The following is a 23,457-nucleotide window of genomic DNA, read 5'->3' as shown; positions in this document are numbered from 1 at the left end:
GCTCTTCCTTCTAGCTAGCCTTGAATAAGCTGGCGCACTATTTTTCCATCGCGTTGGGCCACATGATGCACGCGGAACTGGCTTTCAATAAGGATAAGCTCCTGGGTTTCGCGCAACAGGAGCGCGTCTTTAAAGGGTTTAAGGTCTGCGAGCAAGGGGGCATATTCGCGCGCATCTGGTTGGAGCCCATCAGCCATCTGAGCAAGGAGCTCGAATGTATCCAGAGTGATCTCCATACGTGGCGTGCCAGAGAAATGCTCTAGGACGACAATTTCAGGTAACGTCTCGATCAACTCGGTGTTTTGCGGATAGAGGACGCTAAGAGTAAAATCCTCAAGAGGGAGCTGCTTGAGCACGACCAGTTGCTGCTCGTCAGAGGCGCTGACCTTGATGCTCATCTTTCCGGGAGGTACATCCTCAAACACCCCATCCGAGCGCAGTAGTCCGAGGGCCAGGCGCTCGAGTGCTACATCTGCATCAAGACGATCATCCTGCAGTTGCAAGAACTTTGTGGCGTAGCGATAGGGGAGAAGCTGCCGAGGATTTACAATAGGCAGGCCACTTTCAGGTTCTAACTTGGCCACTTCAAAGTAGAGGCGACGCTTGAACGCTGCAATCCAATCAACGGCGTCTTTGAAGCGCTGTGGTGGAAGGTCCTGTTTGTTGATGAAAAGCTGGCGACGTTGCGTTGCATCACTCTCAAGCTGATGGAAGTGAAGAAAACGATCAAGGTGTGGGCGCGCAAAACGTGCAGGATCCAGGTTCGCGATATCATTAAGGAGATCATCACTTGTATCGGCGGGCGCGAATGTGTTCTGCCAGTAGGAGAGATTCATAAGGGATGTACTACCATCGCTTCCATTACGCATCTCGTGGATATCCTGGCAGCTTTGATTGCCTGTAATGAGGTATGCAATGGCCGAGCGGAGGTCGCGCATCGTAATATGGCGCTGGCGACGCAGGTGAATGAGTAGGAATAAGAATTCCAGGCGTGACTTGACGCGTTTTTGCCGCAAAGCCTGACTATTATTGCGGATCGGACAGACTGTTTGTGCCGCACATCCCTCGCAGATTGCCCAGTGTTCGGGCTCTGTGAAGCGGTCCAGGATCTGTTTGAAAATAGAAGCCTCATGCGCATCAATGCTCACAAAGGCGCGTTTTTTCATATCGACGAGCCAGACATCATGTTCCTCAATGATTTCCACATCTGCTAGCTCATCAATTTTTTGCGCTAGCCAGGGGAAGCGTGTTCGTTGGCGCTGAAAGAAGTCGAACAGACGACCATCATTGATGGCTACCAGGACCGTCAAGTTGGGATGAGACGGGTGTTGCCCCTCTAGCCCCTGTAATTTTTCGCTGAGCTGTTCATCGGCACTCAATTGTTCGTGAGATTCGGAGGCATCGTAGCAGCTGCGGAAGGTATGCCCCTGGTACACGATCTCCCAACCACTGGGATCATGTTTGACTACCGTGGCCTCTAGACGTTTCAATTCTAGATAGACCTGCTCCAGGAAAGCGGTTTTCCCATCGCCCGGATTGCCAGAGAGAAAAAGTATACGTGGGTGTTGAGCAAACAACGCGGGGAGAAGATTGCGATCAAGAGCGGTTTGAATATAGGTTTCACGGACAAAATCGCTATCCAGTCCTCGGTTGTTGGTATTGCCGATATCGCTATTGCGATAAAGGCTACGAATATTATCGACCCAGGTATTGATTTCGTCTTTGAGTTCCTGTGTACCTATTGGTTCCTCAATAGCCAAAAATGCGGTTTGCAGTTCGTTGCGCATCTGGTTAACGTTTGCCGGTCGCTCTGCGGGCTCAATTGAAAGCGCTCGTTGTAAGACTGCAGCGATTCTGCGCACCTTCGTGTCTTCAATTTGCTCCAGATCAAGCATATTGCGTTTGCCGCCATCCACAATGGTAAAGGGAAGTGAGCCAATTAAGGCTTGGAACAGTACGATTGCTGCGGCATAGCGATCCGCTGAAATGGGTGTTTGCCTGGTGGAAATCGTTTCGGGTGGGAGGTAGAGCGGCGTTCCCGCAATCTTCTCCTCTGCTCCTAGTTGCATCGCGAAGCCAAAGTCAATGAGTACTGGGTGATTATCTTCTTCGTGGAGGATAATATTTGCCGGTTTAATATCTCGGTGCAGAAGCATTTTTTGCTCCAGCACCTCAATTGCGTTTAGGAGATCTTGCGCAAAGGACCACCAGCGCTCCAGTGGCCAGGGGAACTCAATCTCAACCTGTTGGAGCGTCGGGCCTGGAATATATTGCATGAGGATATGAGCATCTTCTCCAGGTGGAAAGATGTAGTCGATACGTGGCAAGTATTTGCTGGCGATGTCCTTCAGCGCCTTGTATTCTGCCACTGCCTGTTTGATCACCTCTTCAGGGCGCAGGAACTGCTTGAGTACATAGGAGCCAAGATTTTCATATTCAGTATCGCTCACTTTATAGGTGCGTGCCATCATGCCCTGACCAAGGACTTGTTGGACCTTGTAGCGCTTGCAAAGTAAGCTCTCTTCCACTTTCCTGTCTTCATCACGTAAACGTTGGGCAAGGCTTGATAGACGGTTGCCTGCGTCCTTCGCAGAGAGTGGCGCCGCGCCGTTTTCAGGTTCGACAACCCTGCGTAAGATGGCGATAAGCTCATTGGACAATTCTGCCGAAAGGAAGGAGGACCAGCGTGGCTGGTCAGGCAAAAGCAACTTACTTTCAGCCCCTGGGCGCAGCTTGGAAATCGAAATGCCTGAGAGACGTTCGAGGAGAATAAGGGCGAGGCTAAAGGTATCGGTCTGGACCGAGGCGTATTCGTATCCTATCGCAACATCTACTGAAGCATAGGGATCTTCAAAAGAAAGCGTATCAAGCGAGGGAGCGATGGTGTTGGTGCCAACACGCGCGGCATAGAAATTAGTAAACATCACTTTAGGTGGATGTTTACTCTGCACGTAAATTGTTTCGGGGCCCAATGCGCGATGGATAATTCCCTGACTATGAATCTGGTCCAGGCCTTTGAAGCAAGCAGCAGCTAGCTGTAGCTCCTGGCCAAATTCCTCACGTGTTTCAGGAAGTGCCAGGGCTTTAAGTGCCTTCCCCGAAGGAGGCGTGAATGGCACTACTAAATAGTCCTCTGACCAGATGAAAGGGTCCTGGACATCGGGCACTAATCCGGTTGTGTGCAGCTTTTTGATTGCACGATATTCTTGCTTGTAAAAATCGCTCAGTTCATCTGTTTTTAGAGGGTCTTTCCCCAGATCATAGACAAGCAGATGTCGCGTTTCGCTTGGCTCGTCCTCCATTGTCGCATTGAAGAGGCGGACATTAGGGCGCAAGGATATTGCATCATCGATTTTGAAGAAGTGAATGCTTTGGGGGACCTGAGGTCGATTGGCGAAATGCAGGAGTTCTTCCTTGATTTTTGCACGGTGCTGTCCAACTGCGGGATTCCCGCCCTGGCTATCCAATTTTTTTAAACGTTGAGCAACATCCGCGAGGAGAAATACGCCCTGTGCGGCACGCGGATCGTGAATCTGCGGATAGGTCTCCTGTTTTGAGAGTAGGACACCACCGCGTACATAATGACCACCTCGCTTCAGCACAGGAAGTCTATAACCAAGATCGCCAGCAAAAACCTTCGCGATATAATCGATTTTTCCTAAAGGGCTGCGTTCGGATGACCCATTAGCTCTAATCCACTGCTCATCATCACCGCGAATTCTCCCTTTCCATGATTTTTCATCTAAGAGGAAAATCCAGTTTTGCGCAATGATAATAAAGTCCATCTCATTGGAATTGCCATTGCGTGTAGAGAAAATCTTGTTACATATGATTGTCCAATTGGCTGGGAGCTGCTGCTGCAACAGTGCAGCAGCCTGGCGTTCTCCATCGGTAGCGAAGGAGGATGGCCCAGCGCTAAATAGTTCAGCCACGGGAGTTGCTCCTTGTATGATAGGTAAGCTGTAATTCCATGGTTAATGAATGTTGTGATGTTCAGAAAGTGCCTGAAGAATGGAGTAGATATTTTGGAAGTTATATAATGAATCATAAATACGTAAACAATAATATAACATATAAAGGTGCTACCTACAAGTATTGCCTCCTTCTTATGGAGAGGAAAAAGGGGCAATAGTTTCTGGATCAGTAAAAAAGTTTACTCAGGCGCTTTTATGTTCGGTTGTTGGCACGCTGTACTGCAAGCATGGTCTGTTCTTTGAAAAGCGTTTTTGAGTTCCTTGCAAAGAAACAAAGCATGTTTGCAGTACGGATTATGTGCAGTGTATGGGCGGATAATTTTGCCTGCCTACACCTTAAAAAGGAACACATCAATGGTTACGGTGTTGGGCGAATCACCAAGGCGATACAGTTTTTCGGTGTAATAGGATGTGTTTTCAAAGGCAAAGTGATCTCTACCTATGCTCTTGCATACGTCGTATGTTTTGGCAGCAATATCAAGGGCTGTGGGAATATTATCGGTCGTCGGTGCCCCTCCGTAGGCGATCACAAGGCCGACACTGCGCCCCTTGAGAAAGCCCTGGTTGCGAATTTGCTTTTTTGCATTATTGATGGCATCTGCGTTATTGCTAAGATAGCCAGTGGCATCGATGTTGATCGTAAAGCGATGCGGCTGCAACTCAAGCCTTGGAATGGGAATTGGCGTTGGCGAAGGTGTCGGTGTTGGCGTAGGCTTGGGACGAACACTTGCTTTGAGTGGTGTAATGGTGGTGTTCGCGATGAGGAAAATCATCGCGAGCGCCAGCAAGAGATCAGCAAAGAGCCAACCAACAGAGACAGGTGAACTGCGAAAGGAACGTTTCCTCATTAACGTCCTCCCGCGGTGACGGTACCTCTGGAGCGACGCTTTCTAAAGGGCCAGGATACCTCAACTTCAGATAGATCCTTGCTTGCCTGTTTGAGATCCTTGACGGATTGGACGAGTTCCGGACCAACCTGAGCGAGGGTACGGCTGGTTTTTTGCAAATCTTTTGAAGTTAACTCAATTGTTGCGTTAACTTCACTCTCAAGGTGCTTAACGGTATCATTTGTCTGCGTATGAGCATATTCAAGATTACGCGACATGTGCTCAATAGTATGGTCTAGATTGGCTCCTAAACGGGTTGTGAGACTCTCGATTTGCTGTGTGGCATTCATCATATTTGTGCTGGCTATATTCATGTGACCTGCCGCGGTTGTCACACCTCCGGCCACACCTTCCATTTCGCGCAGTACTTCTGTTTGTGTGGCATTAAGAGCGGCAAGCTGGCCATTAATATTATCGCCAACTTCGACATATCTATCTGCATTATCAATCAGGTTTTGTGACGCATCAGCAAGTTTCTGTCCTGCCGTTGCGAGCTCCTGACCAACTTGCGAGAGGTTGTTGATGCGCCCCTGGTAATTTGCCAGCTCAGCATGTAGCGACGCCATATCCTGGTGGAAGCCTTCCATCATGGGTACGACAGTGTTGGTCATCAATCGTTCTACATTCGTGTGGGTGGCTGTGACCGATTGTGTTGCTGTATCCACCATATCTTGGATAGTGGAACTGGTATTGCTCAGGGTCGTTTGTAGAGTATGTTCAAAGCGTACCAGACCCTGGTTCTGGGTATCTGTGGCGTGATCGATATATTGCTTGAGTGTGGTGTGAGAGGTATTCAAGAGTACATTGAGGGATTGTTCTACTTTCTCAAGCGCGGTAGCATTCGTTTGGGCCGCACCGTCGATACTCGTTCTTACCAGTTCAGAGTTATCGCTCAGGCACTGCTTGAAATCTTTAAAATTCTGCTCCATCATGGTGTTGAGCGAGGTGACGGTATGATCTACAATTTGTTTGAGTGCTTCTGTCGTGCTATCAACAACGCTTTTGATGCCATTGACTGCTCGATCCAGGTCAGATTGATCTGTGATCAGGGGATAGCCCTCCTCAGCGACGCAGGTGACTAGCTCATCGACTTTGCTTTGAAGGTGCTTTGTATATTTTGCTGCTTTGTTCATCACCTGGCTCTCCAGGTACTGTTCATACAAAATGAGAAGCAGATAACCGATTAAGAAGACGACATCCAGGAGAGCCGTGACGGTGAAGGGTAAGACGCGACCATCAAAGCCAGCCTGCCAGAGGGTCAGAAACGATCCCTGTTTATTGCTGCCCGGGGTTGAAATATATTGTTGGTAGGCATTCACGCCTTCGTAGAGGCCTATCCAGGTGGTTATCAGTGGGGCCAGACTAAAAATATTGCGCAGACCTCGTACAAAATGCATCCAGCGTGTATTGGTTTGAGCCTCTTCGATCTCGCGTTGAAAACCTGAGGGATCGAGCCATAAGTAGGCGGTGTGTGGAGTGAGTGATTTGTATTGTTCGCAGATTAATTCGACGCGTTGGATACCCTCTGAGACTCCTAGCTTTTGCCCTTCATCCATCAAATCGGCGAGGTTTGTGGCGATATGGCTATAGTTCGTATTTTTTGCAAGTTTGGATTCGCGTATGCCCATAGTTAGTCTCCGTTATGTTCCTTTGTGAGAAATAGTTCCAGGCAAAAAAAATATAAAGGTATAAAGAATTAAAAGGTTAACCGATGTTGCTGAAGGTGCGTGCCAGGAGCGCAAAAGAGAGGTCCTCGTGCGTTCTGTTGGAGGTTGCATGCTTCAAGCGTACCTTGTCCCTCTTGATAGACAGCTATCCCATATTGGCCCTGTTGCTGAATCTTGCACTGGCGAATAAGAGGGGCGCTGGACTGCTTAATTTCGATACCATTGGCGGCGTTTTTGTTGATTTCACAGTGTTCGATTGTACCGCGTCCCTCTCGCGTAATGAGAATGCCGTGACCCTTTCCATCATGAATATGACAGCGGCGTATCGTGGGATTGCTCTGACGTGTGATCTCGATTTCAGTCAGTGAGTTGTGGTGAATATCGCACTCTTCGATCAGACCCTGCCCCTCATCTTCGCAGAGAATGCCATAATCTTTTGCGTTGTGAATTGAGCACTTTTGTAGTGTGGGTGCTCCGTGCTGCAAGATATAGACATTGGCCCTGACGTTTTCAGAAATATCGCATTTTTCCAGAACACCACGCCCCTCGTTGTGAATGAGCACACCGGCATATCCCATGCGTGAGATGTTACAATCCTGGATAGTGGGATGACTGTGTTCGCGAACCTCTATACCTGCTTGTCTGTTTTCGTACAGAGTGCAGTGCGTAATGGTGCCATAGCTGTGATCATGAGCAAGGATACCAGTTCCCATTTCATGATAAATTTTGCACTGGCTGATGTGAGGGTCACCGCCTTGTTTGATTTCAATGCCTGCGACCGTGTTAGCGTAGATGTTGCACTCCTCAATCTGAGCGCGCCCTCGGTCCCAAACTAGGATGCCGCTTCCCTTACCATGGTGAATCTGGCAACTGCGGATGGTAGGTCGTGCCATGCTACGTACCTCAATTCCGGCGAGAATGTTCTCAGCGAAATCACAGTGCTCAAGCAGTCCCTGTCCATCTTGCCAGATACGCACACCACTCATGAGGCTGTTGTGAATGGTACAGTACTGAATGTGAGGATTGCCACCTTGCTTGATCTCGATACTAAACGAGCCACTCTGCGTGAACTCACAGCGCTCAATCTCTCCCCGGCCCTGGTTATGAATGAGGGCATTCACGCCGCGTTTGCAGTGAAATGTGCAGGCGTTGATGTGCGGGTTGGCTTCGCGGCTGATCGTTATCCCCGCCCGTCCATGATCGGAGATATGGCATTCCTGTAGCACACTCTGATTTTTATGCTCGATGACGACGCCATATTCCTTGCCGTCATGGATGTGACAGCGGGTGATGGCCGCATTAGCATCGGGACCAGAGAGCTGAATACACGCATAGGAGGCAGAAGAGACATCGCAATCCTGTAGCTCTAAAATTCCTCTATGTAGTTCGATCGTGGCAAAGCGTTCCCTCGGCGCGTGAGCGTTACTCCGAAGGGTTAACCCCTGGATTCGTACGGTGGCGGCTACCTGTGTGATGCATGGCTTATCCAGACTCTCAATCACGATCGCGTCGGCAGGTTCACTGCCCATAATGGTCAGTGGTTTGTCCAGGACAAGTGCTTCTCTGTAAACACCAGGTTTTACTAGCACAGTGTGTCCCGGTCCGGCATTACGCACCGCCTCGGATAGAGTGCGGTAGTGTCCGTCTCCCTGAGCTGCGACGGTTACAATGTGGGAGGGATAAACTGTTGAAGTCTTTTGTGGCAGACGGCCGAGCGCCATGGCCCAGGTCTCCATACACCAGTAGGCCAGTTGTGCTTCAAACCCCTTGTCGGCCTGCAATTGCTGGGTGCCCTGGGAAATGGCGGCTTCTACAGGCAAAACGGTTCTTTCTAAGTTATCGACTAACTTACTTTTTAGGGCCTCTTGAAGCACCGTCAACTGGCGTTGATATTGCTGATAGCCGCCTTGTTCAGCACATAGGTCCATGAGTAGCGCATGGCACCTCTGGGGATCGCCCCAGACCTCGCGCGAGTATTGCGCTACGATGCGACAGAGGACCTGGCGTGGAATATCGCTCAAATGTCACCTCCTGCGCGCAAACTATTAACGCGCTTGTTATTGATCTCACCATGATTGCCACACCAGGGGCAGAGGACTTGATGGCTGGAACCATCGTAACAGGCAACTTTGTTGCAGGCGCCGCAGAGAACAAAGCCTTCACTTTCGCAGTAGGGGCAACCTGGATATGCTTTGTCTATCAGGATGGAGCCGTTGATTTCATTAGAGTCGTAGCCCTCGCGCCTGGCCTGCTGCTCCTGAATACTAAAGGCCCAGTCGGCGAACCACTGTCCCGGCACCTTCTCCTCGAAACGGATGCAAAAGCCCTTTTTCTGCTGCGCGCATCGGCTGACAACGATGACCACGTTGGCTGGAAAACTCATAAAAGAATATTCCCTTGTATCATTGGTTTGCTGTGTAATTCTGGCATGATCATGCTTCGGGTATAGCTAAAGGGCGATGAGAGGGCTAGTAGCGTATCTCACCCTCGCCATCACCAAAATTGATCTTGCTGCCAGCGACGAGTGGGGCATTGCGCCCGGGTTCTACGTCCTGCTTGCTGCCATCCACTTTGGTCAGAACCCACTTCTCCAGGGAGAGGTTTTTCAGGCCCCACATCTGTGGATTTGATGGATGCTGATTCACCTGAGCAACTGGTCGAGAGAAATCCCACTTGCTTTTGCGATCAATATGGTGTGGAAAGAGCACAGTATCGTGGTTGAGCATGATAATGTGGTCGTTTAGCCGTAGGCGGTAGGGAAGTATAACCGCTTTCTGACAATGCCAGCAAGGGTTAGGTTTTCCATTATTCTGCTTGAGGACCGTGACATCGTAGAAATTCTGTGACTGGCAATGAGGACAATAGAAAATGGCGTCACGTAACTGGATCATGGCGCTACGCCACTCAGTCTCGCGTACTCGCCCATTTACTGGATTGCTCAGGCCATCAGTAAAAGCGCGTGTAAAAAGGTCACGGAGAAATTGAGGATAGAGAGGCCAGAAGGTGAGGGCATTGTCCTGGTATCCCCTGACAGGCCGATTCGTTGTGTTGTTGGGATCAAAGATAAAGATGGGCTCTGTGCCATAGATTTTATCCATAGCGTACCCATCCAACACATGGATATCGGCCTCGCGCTGTCCTTCCAGGGGATGATGAAACATGAAGAGATAGAAAAGAAGGACCGAGAGGGAGTAGAGGTCGGTATGGGTGGATGGACGCGCTTCATGGCGCACAATTTCGGGTGCCATGAAACGAGATGTGCCGAGTACGCCTCCCGCTGTTTCCCCATTAATGGTGACATTGTCATTATCACAAATGAGCACCTCGCCCGTTTGCGGATCGAGAAAGACGTTCCCAAACGAAATGTCGCGATAGCAAAGGCCATGAGTGTGAAGCTGATGATAGCTGTCTGCCAGGTACAGGCCAGCTGTTGTCAGCTCGCGAAAGGTGGTTGACACCCGTCGCTTCATCAGGTCAACGATATCCACATAGTGTTTATCGCGTAGGGGCATGAGATAGCCAAGCTCACGTTGGTCGAGACGCTCAATTAGATCAAGTGGCCAGAGAAAGCGTTGATCTGGCGGCCCTTTGCGTACTAGATTTTCTAAGGCCTGATACTGAGTGTTGGTTGCAAATTGCGGGAAATACCATTTAAGGGCCATTGGTGTATTTGCCAGGTCCGCACGATACACTTCACCCTGCCCACCACCACCAAGAAACTCTTTTATTACACAGACCATACCAGATTTTGTACGTAGCTCCTGACCGGGCTGTAACATATGATGGGTTGCCATTGAAAACCTTCCTCGAGTTCTTGTGAACGTATATATTGCCTCTTAATCTTGCTCAATAGTAGGTGCGGGAAGCGCATCATTTTGTATGTAAACATGACTACCTGTATCACAAAAATGCCAGTTGTCATTAGGATCTACAGGAAGGCACGCTTCAAGGCGTGCTACGCTCTGCTGTAACACTATCAGTGCTGGCGTCTCACTACGAGAATGTTGAATTTTTACATTGCTAAGGCTAAGTGTACTATCCTGTTCTACATGCACAGCGTGCTTTTGTTGATTTTTAATTTCGCCACCTTGTACCATACAGTGGCCTTTTATAATAGATAAGCCAATCTTTTGTCCTTCTTGTAGAATGCTGTCTTCCAGAAGAGCGTCCCTATTCTGGCGTAAACAAATGCCAGTATGTGCATACTTTTCAATAGTGCAATGTTGAAGCAGAAGCGAGCAGTTCTTACCAATAAAAATTCCATGATTTCCACTGGCAGAGAAAGTACTGTCATAGCTTTCAAGTTCGCTTTCTGCATCCAGGACGATATGTGTTTCTCCATTGTTCGAAAAAGTACACTGTTTTACCTTACAGCGAGCCAATCCCTCAAGCAAAAAGCCAGTTTTATCGCCCTCATGTATTGTGCATTGTAAGAAAAGAGAAGATGTATTTTGTGTGGAAGAACCAACTATGAGTTGTGATTTTGAGGTGAGATCACAATCGATAAACTCAGTATGACCAGCCCCAAGAGAAATAGCTGGCTGATCTCGGATGTCTTGGTGGCTCTGACCAGAGATACTAAGACCCTTAATTTGGGCATAGGGTGCATAACACTTTATACAAGGCACGGGGGATGTGATAAAAACTTTCCTTGGTTCTTTTGCTTTAATACATATATTACGCTCAATATTTAGTTGCTCCTGATATTCACCGGGATAAGCGATGATTGTGCTTCCATCCGAGGCAAATTGAAGCGCTTCCGTAATGCTTGTGTAATCTCCTAGGCCAGGTTCTTGAGATACTACGAGTATTGCTCTTTGATCAGCTTTGTGAGCTTTAAAATCTCCTTGAAAAAGCGTTTCAATACCCGAGCCTATCTGCTTTGGTGTATGGTGAAAACTAGTATTACTAAACAAGAGCCTATCTGAAGGCGCTGGGGGCTGCATTTGTATTGAGCTAATGTTAGCACTTTCCTCTTGAGCCCGCATATAGATGTTTTCTGCCTCTGAACCTGGAGCTATTGGCTCTTGGTCTGCAGGTACCTGCAAGGAGCCTTGGGTTGTTATTGTTTTCCTGTGTGTCTGAAGCAGGCGGTTATTCCAGAAGAGAACCACTGTTATGTCGTCACCACTTCCCAAGTCTGTAGCGGTTTGCAACCATTTTTCCAGATGCTGTTGAACATAATCTGGCCCCTGTTGCCTGAGCAGATTGAGGATATCGGTCGCGACTTTGAAGAAATCCGCTTCGCTAGTGAAGGAATTCCGATAGCCATCAGTAGCAAGCATAATGAGCGCTGGAGTAGAGCCGCTGTCTTGTTCGCTTAACCATTTGAAGGTCTTGCGGAAATCATGCTCAGCATGTTTGCTGCTAAGAGATGTCGTCTCATTTGCAAAAAGACGTACGTCGCCTGGAACGGGTTCATAGACATGACCATCCTCTGTTACCACCAGAATATCACCGTCACCAATCTGGCTGTAAAAAATGAAGGACGAAGTGACTAAGGCGGTCAACAGAGTTGTTCCGTAAGGTTTGAATGGATAACTATGTTGATCTGCACCTTCTACAAAAGGTTGGGTCTTAATATTTTCTTCCACCTGTTTGCGCCACTGTTCAACAATTTTCACGGGTGATGATGTGAGCAGAATGTGTTCAATCATCGCGTGGCTTATGTCTGTTAAAGGTGGCAGTTGATTTAGGAGGTATTCTATTCCCTGGATAGCGCTCTCAACGGCCAACTGTGCTCCTTGCGCGCTACGTGTGTAAGCTTTGCTTCCATGCCCGTCCGCAACCGCTAGCAGTGAATATCCTGGATCCTGGTGCGTTTTTTTTGCATCCTGATTCTGCTTATGAGTTGCTCCAGCTACAGAAGCCTCTATAATACCCCATTTTGGTTCATGCGTATCCTGCATGGTCTTGTTATCCTTACCAAACGTCGCTATCGGTCGGCATATTATGGGTTGGTGCGGGAACAGGGATGTTGAGGTTGGAGCTGCTGTGGGTAGGGGCGTCGGTCACAGCGGGCGAGGAGCTGGACTGAAGCACTGCGGTGGAGGCCCACTTGATGTAATTGACGAGCTGCTCCGCGTTGTGCGCCTGGAGTGGCTGAATCTCTGGATGGTTAATAAAGCGTTGCAGAACGTTATTATCGACATCGTGTCCAATGCCAATGGCGATGCGCACCGCTTTCTTCCCCCAGGGCTGATCCAGAATAGCACTGATGCCTTTATTAACGTCGTCTGTGGGGTAACCATCAGAGATGAGTACTAATACAGGAGGGAGTCCACGCGGGTCCATAGGCGGCATTTTTAGCTCATCGGCGACCATTAATAATGCTTTTCCCATATCCGTCACGCCACCAGCCTGCAGGTCCTGCCACTGGAATTGTTCAATCGGAACAGGTTGCGTTACATGCCAGGTCGCGCCACTCGAAAACTTTAAGGCGCGTACCAGTACACGGGCATGGGGATTGGAGTGAGCCACTCCGCGCATCTCGGGTATGGCTTCGCGGATAGCGGTATTGAGTGATTGAATTTTGTCGCCTGCCATAGAGCCAGAGCAATCAGCAATCCAAATAAAATGAAGGGGGCGTCCAGACATTTCGCCGCCTGGTAGTGTGGTCATAGGATGAGGTCTCGCTTTCATTGAATATGAAAATAGTCATAGAAACGGAACATTGGTTTAGATTCCAAGAGCAGTAGCATAGAATTGGAAAAGAAGATGAAAGGTCAAGCTATAATATTTTATAGCTTGATAAAAAATCTTTCTGATAGACCTGCGATTTTGGAGAAAGCAGCGCATTCGAATGGGATAGACTTTTATAATGAGTATACCCAGAATGTCTGCCTATTTATAACTCATCCAAACTGATCAATATATTAATGGAATCATATATAATTGTCAAGCATTAAGGGCGTAAATATTCTTAAATGAAAAAGTGTCACTTTTGGCATAAAATGGCCGCCAAAAACGGCATATCTTGGCCGATAAACAGAAGCATTCAAGCTCAATTGCTGCTGTGCTAAAACGGCATAATGTGGCCGAGAGTGCAAAAATTGGGCATAAAATGGCCGAAAGTACAATTCCTGAGAACGGATTTTATCGGCTTCTAGTGCGCTCTCAGCAGTTAACTGCTGAGAAGACATTGAGCCAGGAGCAAGATTTGAGCGTGAAAACGCAATCTGAAAAACAGCCGGAACGTGATATCCTAACCGCTTCGGCCATTTTATGCCGCGAGTCACAAAAAGGGCCAAAGGTAAAAGCTTTTCTTGGGCAAGACAATAAAGCAGATGCAACAAGACCTGCTGATTACATTCTCAGTCGGTCTTGTTGCATTGACGTTGTATAAAAGTAGTGGAAAAAGTGTCCTATTTCTTCTCCGTTTGCCATTGCATGCGAAGTGCAGCGGCGTCTCGCAGGATGCGGGCCTGAAGCTCTTTCCCGTCTGTGCTTACAGGTTGTGTTGCTGTACTGTGATTGGTGGGAGGGATGCCCAGCGCACGCAGGCGGGCGAAGACGGGGGCCATGGCCTGGTCGGGATTGCGGAAGAAATGGCTGCCGCGAATACGGACGAAGCGCCATCCCAGGCGTTCCAGGATGGCCTGCCTTGCCATATCCTCTTCGAGCTTCTCGAGTGGATGCCAGCGATCGCCGTCGCACTCTACCGCCAGGCGCTGACCGTTGCCTTCGACGACAAGGTCGATGCGATAGGCGCCAACCGGCCACTGGGAAACCACGCGATAGCCAGCCTGCACCAGTCGGCTCAGGACCTGCCGCTCAAACTCGGAATCCACCTTGCTTTCTTGCTCGGCAAGGCTCGCCAGTAGGTGCTCGGGATTCTGGGCGTGGAGAATGATGCGCTTGCGAATATCGCCATCTTTCAGGTCAATGTGGGGATCCAGCGAATGGACGACCCAGAGCTGGTCGCGCGCGCGGCTCGCCGCGACATTGAAGCGCTTCTTGTACATGTACTCGAAGGCATCTTCGCTTCTGAGCGAGAGCGGCCCATCCCCTTTGGGGGTGTCCACCAGCGAGAGAAAGATCACATCGCGCTCATCACCCTGAAACTGGGCGGGACTGCCGCAGAGGATCTGATGGCGGGTATATTCCGTAATCGAAAGATGTTGACGCAGCAAGCTGTCTATGCGGAGCGCCTGTTTGTCGGCGACCAGTGAAATGGCTCCAAAGGTCGCGTCCTGGTACTCTGGCTGTTTGCTTGCGGCAATGATGAGAGAGGCAATGGCCTGTGCCTCCGGCTCATTGACCTGTCCAGGTGTGTCAAATGCCTGGACGCGATAGGCGACGGTTGCAGGTCTGCGCTGCACCTCGCTGTCGTCACGCAACGGTTTGATCTTGCCGTTATAGGACAGCATATTGCTAAACTGGATGATCGGGGAAACGCAGCGGAAGTGCTCTTGCAAGCAGACAGGCTCAAATGTCGTCTTGGCCAGGGCGTAAATGGAGAGACGCCCATCATAGATGGATGCCAGGGGAATGCCCTGGAGATGCTCATTGATGAGCTTATCTACCCGCTCTAGCTTCTGCCCCACATCGATGGGAGTTACTTGCTCGTCGTCGCCCACGACCACAATTTGCCTGGCCATGTAAATCGCGGCCAGGGCCTTGATATCGGCCTGGCTGGCCTCATCGATAATGATGACGTCAAAGCTGTTGCGCCGGGGATCGAAGTTTTGCACAACCCGACTCAGCGGCATAATCCAGACGGGAACGGCGGTTTGGCAGACTGGCATGAGGTTACGCGCCTCCGCGAGGAGTTGCGCGGCGCGCTTGCCTGTGCCCTTGCCAACCTTGCGCATGATCTCTTTCCAGCCCTGCAGGGCGCGCCGCTGTTCTAAGCTCGTGCGACGGACCTGAGCCGCCCAGGCTTTCTTTTCCACAAGTTCCGCAGTGGCGGTGTGGATGTTCTGGCTTAAGTGTAGGCAACGCTCCTGGAGTTGCTCCAGTGAGGCCTTTGAGCGACGCTCAAGGGCGTCCTGCAATTGCCTCCAATGCCAGGCCTCTTGTGGATCTGTCGGAAGTGCTCGCTGTCCATGGATGCCGTCCCGCTGGCGAATGGCGGCGGCCCAGCCAGGCGCGCATTTCCCCAGTTTCTCCAGAAGGCTGTGGCGGATATGCAACTCGCTTTGTCGCTCATGGAGCTCGACGAGGCGCTCGTAGGCCTCGCGATAGGCGTTTGTCATATAGCCGTTAATGGCGCTGCGCAGCCGCTGCACGACCTCCGCGTGCGTTTGGGACTGGCTGCTCTGATCAAGCGCGCGGAGCAGGCCCATAAAGCGGGCCTCGTTTGCCTGGTAGAGGCGACGGTTCACCTCCGCTGCCAGGATCGGCGGCAGCTTTTCCCGGATGGCGTCAAAGATGCGCAAGAGCTCTCCGTGCTCGGACAGGTTTACCGGCATTTCGGCCAGGATCGTCTCCCACTGGAGGCCATAGCGCTTGAGTTCTTGTTCGAGCGGTGACCAGGTGGCATCGAACCAGGAGAGGCATTGCTGTAATTGATAGATGTACTGTCTGCATACCCGCTCCGGTTCTTTCCCCAATGCGGCCGCGTCCGCGGCTCCAAGGACCGACATCTGTCGCTGCCAGCGCCCTGCTAGATCCCTGCGGGCATTCACCAGGCGCACAAACTGGAGCAGTGTGAGGACGTGCTCTTTCGTCTCCGGGCGCTGCCCTTTGACCTGTACCTGTTCGATCACTGCCTTCCAATCACGGTGGAGAAGGAGGGTCATCCCTTTGAGGCGCCCACTATGCTCGACATGCTTCAGGATGTCCTCGAGGGTGCGCTCCGTTTGCAGGGAGCAAGCGTCCTCTTGCACAGAGGGGTCGTACTCGAGGAGCAGTGGCTGGGCCTGCAGAGCCAAGCTCTCGACCTGCTCGATTTTCGCGATGAGATCATCCCATATTTGACGGTTGGGACCACCTGCGCGCCCCGCTGCGATAGCCGCCAGGCGCCAGCGCTGCTCCTGATTCGAGGCTTTGAGGGGTTCCAGGGCCTGGACCAGGCGATGTTGGAGCTGCTGGAAGCCCTCTATAGATGGGCTGTTCGGTACCGCTATCCAGACATCACGGCGGAAATCCAGCGGTTTCTTGGCGAGGCGCTCGTGCTCCTGTACCCACTGGTCGAAGTCCACGGGAGAAGCAAGGCTCTGTGGGTTGGGTAGACCAACCGCCATCTCGCGCTCGTCCTGAGAGGTGACGGTTACATTGGTGCGATAGAGCGCGCTCAACTCTTCTGTCGTGAGCAGGAGAGGGGTATCGGGCGTAATGGGAGTTGGGATCCAGCTGTGGGTTGCGCTGTTGGCGGCCACATAGCGCGCAGCGTCTGAAGGGGCATATGTTCGCCCGTCGAGCACAATTTCTCGATATTCGCTCTGACGTGCCTCCATGAGTTGCCCACGCGTTTTGCGCAGTTCCTCGATCAAGTCAATGCGCTGCTGCGTGAGCCGCCGGGCTTCTTGCTCGAGTGCGTGTACGTTGATAGAAGAGAGGCGTTCCGTGATCGTGTCGATGGCCCACTCCATCTGCTTGCGGCTGTCGTCTTCCAGAATACTGACGCAGAGTGGCTGGAGTGGCTCGACTACTTTTTCGCGGAGTACTTTGAGCGCTTTCGATGTATGGCTGGTGACGAGCACGCTTTTGCCCTGGGCGAGGAGATGTCCAAGCAGGTTCGCGATGGTATGTGTTTTTCCCGTTCCGGGAGGACCCTGGACCAGGACGGCACCGTAGTGGTCGAGGCGACGGGCTATTTCAAGCTGTTCCGTGTTCGCTGGTTTGCTGAAGAGAATGCGCTCGTCTTCTCCATTGGGCGAGGACAGGAGCGTGTCGGGCGAACTTTGTGTGTGTTGCCCATTGGTCACTGCGTTGATGCCTGTCAGGCTCAGGAGGGAGTAGGGGAGATCGCTCTGGTGAGGAATGTGCTCGAGAATGGCTTCAAACGCGGTATTGTAACCGAGCGCGCGGCTGCGTAAGAAGATGACGGGACTGCGCGAAATAGATGGATATTGCCGATGAGCGCGTGGCGTAGGGTGCGAGAGAAGCTCGCCGCGCGGTGAGAGTTGATTGATGAAACGCTTCAGGAATTGAGCGGTATCCTCACCTCCGAGAGGGTGGACCGTATTTTGTTCAAACTCCCGACGCGCCTGACCAATTGCTGTGGTATTGACTTCGGGCAGTGTCTGCAACATGGACGTGTAGAACTCGGGCGCATGCTCTGTCGCGCTGAGAGTAAACTCCGGAATCTGATCGTTGAAAGAGAGCTGCAGGCGGATCAGCAAAATAGGATGGTAGACGCCGTTCTGGGATCTGGCTGGATCCCAGTCGAGAATGCCATCACCCAGGATAAGCTCTACACGTTCTGCTTCTCGCTCCAGTTGGGCGCGTAGTGCATAGAGTTGGCCAAAGATTTCCATTGCCTTGCGAGCGGGCAGCTCTTTTTTGACCCATTGCTCACGATTAATCTGCCATTGTTTTAACAACTGCTCTCTTTTGGAGTTATCGCTAAATTTAGGGGTGACTGTTTGGTTCAGCCGTATCTGGCCGTCGACGTTCTGCCAACCATTTTCTAACCAGGGAAGTATCTCTCTGGGTGGGGTGGGAGGATCAGTGAGTGTTGGTCGTTTGACCTTTAGGATAAAATCATCGCCGTCAAACTCTGCTGATTTTCGGTTGTCGTTGAGCCTTGTTTGCTGGTGTATTGAAATAGAAGAAGTATTTTCCTCTCCACTGTAGCTGCCAAGCCCAAGACGAATAGCGGGGTGAACTGGGAGGCTATTGAGCCAGAGCAACCATGATTGTTTCTCAACATCTTGCTGTACTGGATTTTGTAGATGATTAAATGCTTGCGCATAACGGAAGATTTGGAAGAGTTTGGAGCGCGCTTCCTGCGCGGCCATATCAGTTTGTAGTAGCACGGGTGTCCTTTCCTTCTCTCTCTTGATTAGGAATGTGATAGGAGGCGAAGAAGGTAAATAATGTTTTTTGATAGTTAGTAGAAATAGTAATAAACGCAAAGGTTATGTATCGCTGAGTATAGCAGAGTTTAAGGAAGGTCGTAAATAGAAGCTTGAGTAGTAATACTTATAAACTGCTATTTTGTTTGTTATTGCATAGGATATATGGCGGCTCATGTGCTGATTGTCAGAGAGAAGGGAGAGAAAAAAACTTATGTCTCGATGGGGTTAACCAGAGTGCCTTTGCCGTAAATGGGGCTTGTTAATCTCAACCATGACTGCTTTGAGTAGAATGCACTCTGTCCGTTACGATGGCAAGCGACCATTAGGCTTGTGGTAGGATCTCTCGTCTAAGAGAAGATGACTGCTGATATAGAACTATCCCAGTTAGTTTAAAAATTTCTTTATTCCTCCACGCGAGAAATACAGTGATAACGCTGTGGTAGCAAAGGCTGCTGAACTGCAGGTAGTAAATGTGGCTAGCCATAGCTTTGGTATTGTTGAGGCCGATATGCGCTTGGGTAAGTAAATTATTTCCAATGTCGTACCGGTGAATGAGCCGTTGCCGGTGAAAAAGACCCGTAACGATCGAGACGGGCACTGAAGCTGTACTCTAGGATAGAGACTTTTTGAGGAAGATTTGAGCGAGAATTCTTGTCTTTGTAGCCACAATTGATATTTTTGCTCCTATACTATAAGGCGAGACAAGGAGATCGATAGTACGAGTAGTCTTACAACGCTGTTAAGCATTCGTTATAGCTGCCCGTATGTCCATATGCCATTAACCTTTACGATGAAGAGACGAAACGAGACGAGAGATGGCACATTGCCATTTTAGAGAAGGACATTATGCAGACTCTAGCACGCGCCTCCGTTGATTCCCGGCGCTGGAAAGCTTTGTTGGTTGTATTGACTGGGACTTTTATGGCAGTTTTAGATGCATTTATTGTCAATGTTGCTCTCCCCCCCATTCAACAGGAACTCCATACCAGTTTTGCCCAGGTCCAACTGGTGCTAGCCGGTTACACACTTGCTTATGCCGTTGGCCTCATAACAGGAGGGCGGCTCGGTGACATCTTTGGTCGCAAGCGATTGTTCCAGTTTGGGATGCTTGGTTTTACCTGTACCTCTCTGCTTTGTGGTCTGGCACCTGAACCCTCTATCCTGATAGCGTCACGTGTGATACAGGGGCTAACGGCATCCCTGATGCTTCCCCAGGTTTTATCCATTATCCAGGTAAGCTTTCACGGCGATGAGCGGGCAAAAGCCTTTGGGATTTATGGTGCAGTGATCGGTATTGCCTCAATCCTGGGACAGGTCGTGGGAGGAATATTGATTACAGGCAATCTCTTTGGCCTTGGCTGGCGTAACGTTTTTCTCGTGAATGTTCCAGTTGGTATCATTGCACTCATCATTGGTTTTTTCGTTATTGAGGAATCGACAACGCGCGAGAATCGAAAACTGGATCTTATCGGGGTTGGATTGATTGCTCTCACACTGGCTTTGTTCGTTTATCCTCTTACGGAAGGGCGCGATACTGGATGGCCATTATGGATCATTTTGTGTCTCTTGCTCTCAATACCATTTTTTATCACGTTTCTTTTATATGAACGTCATGTTACTCGTACATCCACTTCTCCACTCTTGCCGTTGAGTCTCTTTCGAGAGCGGCGGTTTACGCTGGGGATCATCATTGCGCTGGCATACTATGGAGAAAATGCGGCTCTCTTCTTTACATTGGTCCTTTTTTTACAGGTTGGTCACGGCTTTTCCCCTCTCAGTTCGGGGCTTACGTTTCTCCCTCTTGGCCTGGGTTCTTTCATCAGTTCATTGTTGATGCCACGCTTTGTCACGCGTTTCGGGCTGAGGGTGTTATGTAGTGGTGCTGCCCTCTTGATCCTGGGAGATGTGGGAACGATTTTCGTCGTACAACATATAGGGACTACATTACACAATGGTTTTCCTTTGTTCCCGGTCCTTCTCTGTGTGGGACTTGGTCAAGGACTGATCGGGCCTCCACTTGTGAATGCAGCTCTGTCTACTATCCCTTCTCGCTATACAGGCGCTGCATCAGGTGTGCTTTCGACGGTGACACAAATTTCAAATGTATTGGGTGTAGCGTTTATCAGTCTGATATTCTTTGGCCTGTTAGGATCACAGGTGCAGATGCCAATGAAGCCAGGACTCCTGCCACAGTATTATGGTCAAGCTTTTGTCGCATCGCTTTCTGCTCTGGTTGTTATGGCGGTCATCACATTTTTCCTCAGTGCTCTGCTTTGTCGCAATAAAACGGGAAAAGGGGCATTGGCAACTGGTCATGTGAGGAGTACAGTGCAAGATACATCTAAGAGCGGCAAGCCTAGCTTGGCAGCAGGTGTTGTCTCAAAGGGACAACGTGAAGAGTCTTCAAAGAGGAACATCCTGGCCCGACGAGAACTCCGACCTGCTGCTTCCTATCAATGCACGCTCATGCCTCAACCCGAACAGTGCCCTGGTTGTGGGCAATGGTTGTGGGTAGCTTATCACTATAGCCGTAAGATCATGAGGCTCGATGACCTCTATGAGATTACCCTGGTCGTGCGTCGCTGTTACAATCCCCTGTGCCAATACTCTCACCTCGGCTATCGAAGGAGCTTGGGCGCTGCCTCATGGCGAGTTTGGGTTAGATCTGATCGCCTTAATCGGAACGTGGCGTTTTGCCGAGCATCGCAGCGTGCTGGAGATCCATCAATGTTTACAATCTCGCCATGTCCAGATTGCTGGTCGTACTGTCACGCTTCTGGTGCATCGCTACGAGGAATTGGTGACACTGCACCCAACTAAGCAACAGAGAATGGAAGAGCTTCTCACGAGCCAGGGGAGTGTCATTCTTGCCATTGATGGGCTCCGACCGGATGTTGGACATGAAGTCCACTGGGTCATTCGCGACTGTCTTTCGGGAGAAATTTGCCCTCTATCAATGCCTACAAAGGAATACCGCATTCCTCCCCATGCCTGAAAAGGGGCATCCTGCGGCGTGTTCGGTGAAACTATAGAATTGAAATTCATATAGTCGTTTGTACGCTCCAATAGGCCAATAGCGGCGGAATGGAAACATTTGCAAAAGAGGGTTCTGCGGCGCAACCGGTTGAAAGCCCCTCAAGACAATCCGCTCGACAACCACGCTGACGGTTGAAATGCTCATGGAGTCCGCTCAGAGAATAGCAGCCTCTTGCGGTTGAAAGCGGGGCGATGCTGAGCAGCGAGCGGCTGCGTTCGAGGGACAAAATAACAGTTTGGTGCGCAAGGTTCGGTAGTCCAGGCCGTAACAAATCCTTGTTGCTTCTCGAATGCTGAGATTTGCTCTTTCCGTGTATGCGTTCGTCAGTGGCTCCTCTGTCTCAAAGAACGCGAAAATCTCTTTCCCCCATGCGGCTACGGTTTGCTGAAGTGGGTGGAACGCCTCAACCAACGTGGGCGGAATCTGCTGTTGCCAGGTTCGATAGCGTTCTTGACACTCCCCCGGATAAATCACGGGGGATTCTTCCTTCATCCAGGTGACTTGCACCATCCCATCGCTGAGACAGTGTAGAGGTCTTCCTGTCCAGAAGCGTTTCATGCACTCAGAGGTGCATCAGTTCCCGTATGCCCTACGGTACTGAGAGCTTTTTGCAAAATGTTTAATGCGGCGTTATGATCTCTGTCTAAGACCACACCACACCCCGTACACACATGCATGCGCACACTCAATGTCTTCTTCACGAGCGTTCCACACGCACTACACTCTTGACTGGTGTAGTGGGGGAATACTGCTATGACAGGGATTGTATGTATCGCTGCATAATACTTGACCCAAAGCAGAAATTGCCCCCATCCAGCATCGTGGATGCTCTTGGCAAGGTGTCTGTTTTTGACCATGTTGCGAATCTGCAACTCTTCAAAGGCAATCAAATCGTGAGATGTGACGAGCGCGTTTGCCTGCTTTCTGGCAAAATCTTCGCGCTGCCTTTGGACCTTCAAATGGGCATACGCCACGGCTTGGCGGGCTTTTTTGCGGTTTTTGCTCTTCTTTTGCTTGCGTGAGAGGCGACGTTGCAAGCGTTTGAGACGTTTTTCAGCTTTGCGATAGTGGCGGGGATTCTCGACGGTGTTCCCTTTAGAATCGGTAGAGAAGGCTTTTAAGCCAACGTCAATTCCGACCTGTTTGCCAGTGGGAACATGTTCCACCCTTCGCTGTGCCTGGATACAAAACTGAGCATAGTACCCGTCTGCACGCCGGATGAGACGAACACGCGTGAGAGCAGGTATGGGGCGGGTCGCAAGATCACGACTCCCGATCAAACGCACTCTGCCAATACCACACCCATCAGTGAAGGTGATGTGCCTGCCATCAGGGTCCAGTTTCCAACCTGTCCCCTTATACTCCACCGAGCGGTTATCATGCTGAAATTTGGGATAGCCTTTCTTGCCGGGTTTGTTCTGTTTGCAGTTGTCATAGAAGCGTACAATGGCAGACCACGCCCGATCCGCACTGGCTTGACGAGCCTGAGAATTGAGCGAAAAGACAAAGGAGTGTTCTTTGGCAAGGACGGCGCAATACAGTTGCAAGTCATTCCTGGTGGCGTGGTCATCCATCCACAAGCGGAGGCACGTATTGCGAATGAACTGCACACTGCGAAGAGCTTCATCAATGGCGGCGTATTGTGCCTTGGTGCCATCAATCTTATATTCGTAGATGAGCATTGCGCCCCTTGCTCCTTCCCTCTGTGTGATGCTATAATTATACATCAAAATTTTGATGTATGCAAGAGGTGAAAGAGTGAGACGTACAAACATTTACCTGAATGAAAAGCAACACCAAAAATTGCATGAGCAAGCTGAGAAAGAGGGTGTCCCTGTCGCAGAATTGGTACGACGTGCCGTGGATGCATTCCTGTTGTGGTATGATCCGTCCTACTGTCCAACTCCACCCAATCCACCCCAAACA

Annotated in this window: 13 protein-coding genes and 1 pseudogene; 3 read left to right on the top strand and 11 right to left on the bottom strand. The window is 50.3% G+C overall.

Annotated features, from left to right (window positions below):
- Positions 1-14: 14 nt before the first annotated feature.
- From KRAC_RS56955 to KRAC_RS56920, 8 genes are all read right to left on the bottom strand, one after another.
- Positions 15-3,932, bottom strand: coding sequence for a serine/threonine protein kinase (locus KRAC_RS56955; RefSeq protein WP_007922667.1), 3,918 nt, complete (start codon positions 3,930-3,932; stop codon positions 15-17).
- 371 nt (positions 3,933-4,303) lie between these two features.
- On the bottom strand, positions 4,304-4,822 hold the full coding sequence (locus KRAC_RS56950; protein WP_007922666.1) for a hypothetical protein: 519 nt from the start codon (positions 4,820-4,822) through the stop codon (positions 4,304-4,306).
- Positions 4,822-6,489, bottom strand: a complete 1,668-nt coding sequence (locus KRAC_RS56945; RefSeq protein ID WP_007922665.1) for a coiled-coil domain-containing protein — start codon at positions 6,487-6,489, stop codon at positions 4,822-4,824. Before KRAC_RS56945 ends, KRAC_RS56950 begins: the two co-directional genes overlap by 1 nt.
- Before the next feature lie 68 nt (positions 6,490-6,557).
- Positions 6,558-8,549 carry a right-handed parallel beta-helix repeat-containing protein gene (locus KRAC_RS56940; RefSeq protein ID WP_007922664.1) on the bottom strand — a complete coding sequence of 664 codons (1,992 nt, stop codon included), beginning with the start codon at positions 8,547-8,549 and terminating at the stop codon, positions 6,558-6,560.
- Positions 8,546-8,911: a TerY-C metal binding domain-containing protein gene (locus tag KRAC_RS56935; protein ID WP_007922663.1), complete on the bottom strand. Its 366-nt coding sequence runs from the start codon at positions 8,909-8,911 to the stop codon at positions 8,546-8,548. Before KRAC_RS56935 ends, KRAC_RS56940 begins: the two co-directional genes overlap by 4 nt.
- Positions 8,912-8,996: 85 nt before the next feature.
- Positions 8,997-10,322, bottom strand: a complete 1,326-nt coding sequence (locus KRAC_RS56930) for a protein kinase domain-containing protein (protein ID WP_007922655.1) — start codon at positions 10,320-10,322, stop codon at positions 8,997-8,999.
- Between the two features lie 42 nt (positions 10,323-10,364).
- Positions 10,365-12,437 carry a protein phosphatase 2C domain-containing protein gene (locus KRAC_RS56925; protein ID WP_007922653.1) on the bottom strand — a complete coding sequence of 691 codons (2,073 nt, stop codon included), beginning with the start codon at positions 12,435-12,437 and terminating at the stop codon, positions 10,365-10,367.
- Between the two features lie 13 nt (positions 12,438-12,450).
- Positions 12,451-13,149, bottom strand: coding sequence for a vWA domain-containing protein (locus KRAC_RS56920; RefSeq protein ID WP_052569415.1), 699 nt, complete (start codon positions 13,147-13,149; stop codon positions 12,451-12,453).
- A 355-nt stretch (positions 13,150-13,504) separates the two neighbouring features.
- Here KRAC_RS56920 and KRAC_RS56915 point away from each other — a divergent pair, with 355 nt between their 5' ends.
- Entirely contained in the window at positions 13,505-13,873 is a 369-nt protein-coding gene (locus KRAC_RS56915; RefSeq protein WP_040448558.1) for a hypothetical protein, read from the top strand.
- Between the two features lie 19 nt (positions 13,874-13,892).
- Here the strand turns inward: KRAC_RS56915 and KRAC_RS56910 are convergent, their stop codons facing one another.
- Positions 13,893-18,452, bottom strand: a complete 4,560-nt coding sequence (locus tag KRAC_RS56910; RefSeq protein ID WP_007922651.1) for an AAA domain-containing protein — start codon at positions 18,450-18,452, stop codon at positions 13,893-13,895.
- Positions 18,453-19,340: 888 nt separating this feature from the next.
- Between KRAC_RS56910 and KRAC_RS56905 the strand changes: the two genes are divergently transcribed.
- On the top strand, positions 19,341-21,314 hold the full coding sequence (locus KRAC_RS56905) for an MFS transporter (protein WP_007922646.1): 1,974 nt from the start codon (positions 19,341-19,343) through the stop codon (positions 21,312-21,314).
- Between the two features lie 370 nt (positions 21,315-21,684).
- On the opposite strand, the gene KRAC_RS56900 is transcribed toward KRAC_RS56905, so the two are convergent.
- On the bottom strand, positions 21,685-22,005 hold the full coding sequence (locus KRAC_RS56900; RefSeq protein ID WP_157508316.1) for a transposase: 321 nt from the start codon (positions 22,003-22,005) through the stop codon (positions 21,685-21,687).
- Between the two features lie 80 nt (positions 22,006-22,085).
- Complete coding sequence (locus KRAC_RS56895; RefSeq protein ID WP_007922641.1) at positions 22,086-23,213, bottom strand: RNA-guided endonuclease InsQ/TnpB family protein; 1,128 nt, start codon at positions 23,211-23,213, stop codon at positions 22,086-22,088.
- 55 nt (positions 23,214-23,268) lie between these two features.
- On the opposite strand from KRAC_RS56895, the pseudogene KRAC_RS78930 reads away from it, so the two are divergent.
- Positions 23,269-23,394: pseudogene (locus KRAC_RS78930) on the top strand (ribbon-helix-helix domain-containing protein); the annotation flags it as partial.
- Positions 23,395-23,457 lie beyond the last annotated feature (63 nt).

The sequence above is a fragment of the Ktedonobacter racemifer DSM 44963 genome (genome assembly GCF_000178855.1).
GTDB classification, from domain to species: Bacteria; Chloroflexota; Ktedonobacteria; order Ktedonobacterales; family Ktedonobacteraceae; genus Ktedonobacter; species Ktedonobacter racemifer.
The sequence above is the reverse complement of the archived record's forward strand: the minus strand, read 5'-3'. Positions and strand labels throughout refer to the sequence as shown.

Excerpts from the sequence above, each read along its gene's own strand:
- KRAC_RS56935 (WP_007922663.1), bottom strand. The coding sequence starts at position 8,911 with ATGAGTTTTCCAGCCAACGTGGTCATCGTTGTCAGCCGATGCGCGCAG.
- KRAC_RS56945 (WP_007922665.1), bottom strand. The coding sequence starts at position 6,489 with ATGGGCATACGCGAATCCAAACTTGCAAAAAATACGAACTATAGCCAT.
- KRAC_RS56895 (WP_007922641.1), bottom strand. The coding sequence starts at position 23,213 with ATGCTCATCTACGAATATAAGATTGATGGCACCAAGGCACAATACGCC.
- KRAC_RS56925 (WP_007922653.1), bottom strand. The coding sequence starts at position 12,437 with ATGCAGGATACGCATGAACCAAAATGGGGTATTATAGAGGCTTCTGTA.
- KRAC_RS56950 (WP_007922666.1), bottom strand. The coding sequence starts at position 4,822 with ATGAGGAAACGTTCCTTTCGCAGTTCACCTGTCTCTGTTGGTTGGCTC.
- KRAC_RS56930 (WP_007922655.1), bottom strand. The coding sequence starts at position 10,322 with ATGGCAACCCATCATATGTTACAGCCCGGTCAGGAGCTACGTACAAAA.
- KRAC_RS56920 (WP_052569415.1), bottom strand. The coding sequence starts at position 13,149 with ATGACCACACTACCAGGCGGCGAAATGTCTGGACGCCCCCTTCATTTT.
- KRAC_RS56905 (WP_007922646.1), top strand. The coding sequence starts at position 19,341 with ATGCAGACTCTAGCACGCGCCTCCGTTGATTCCCGGCGCTGGAAAGCT.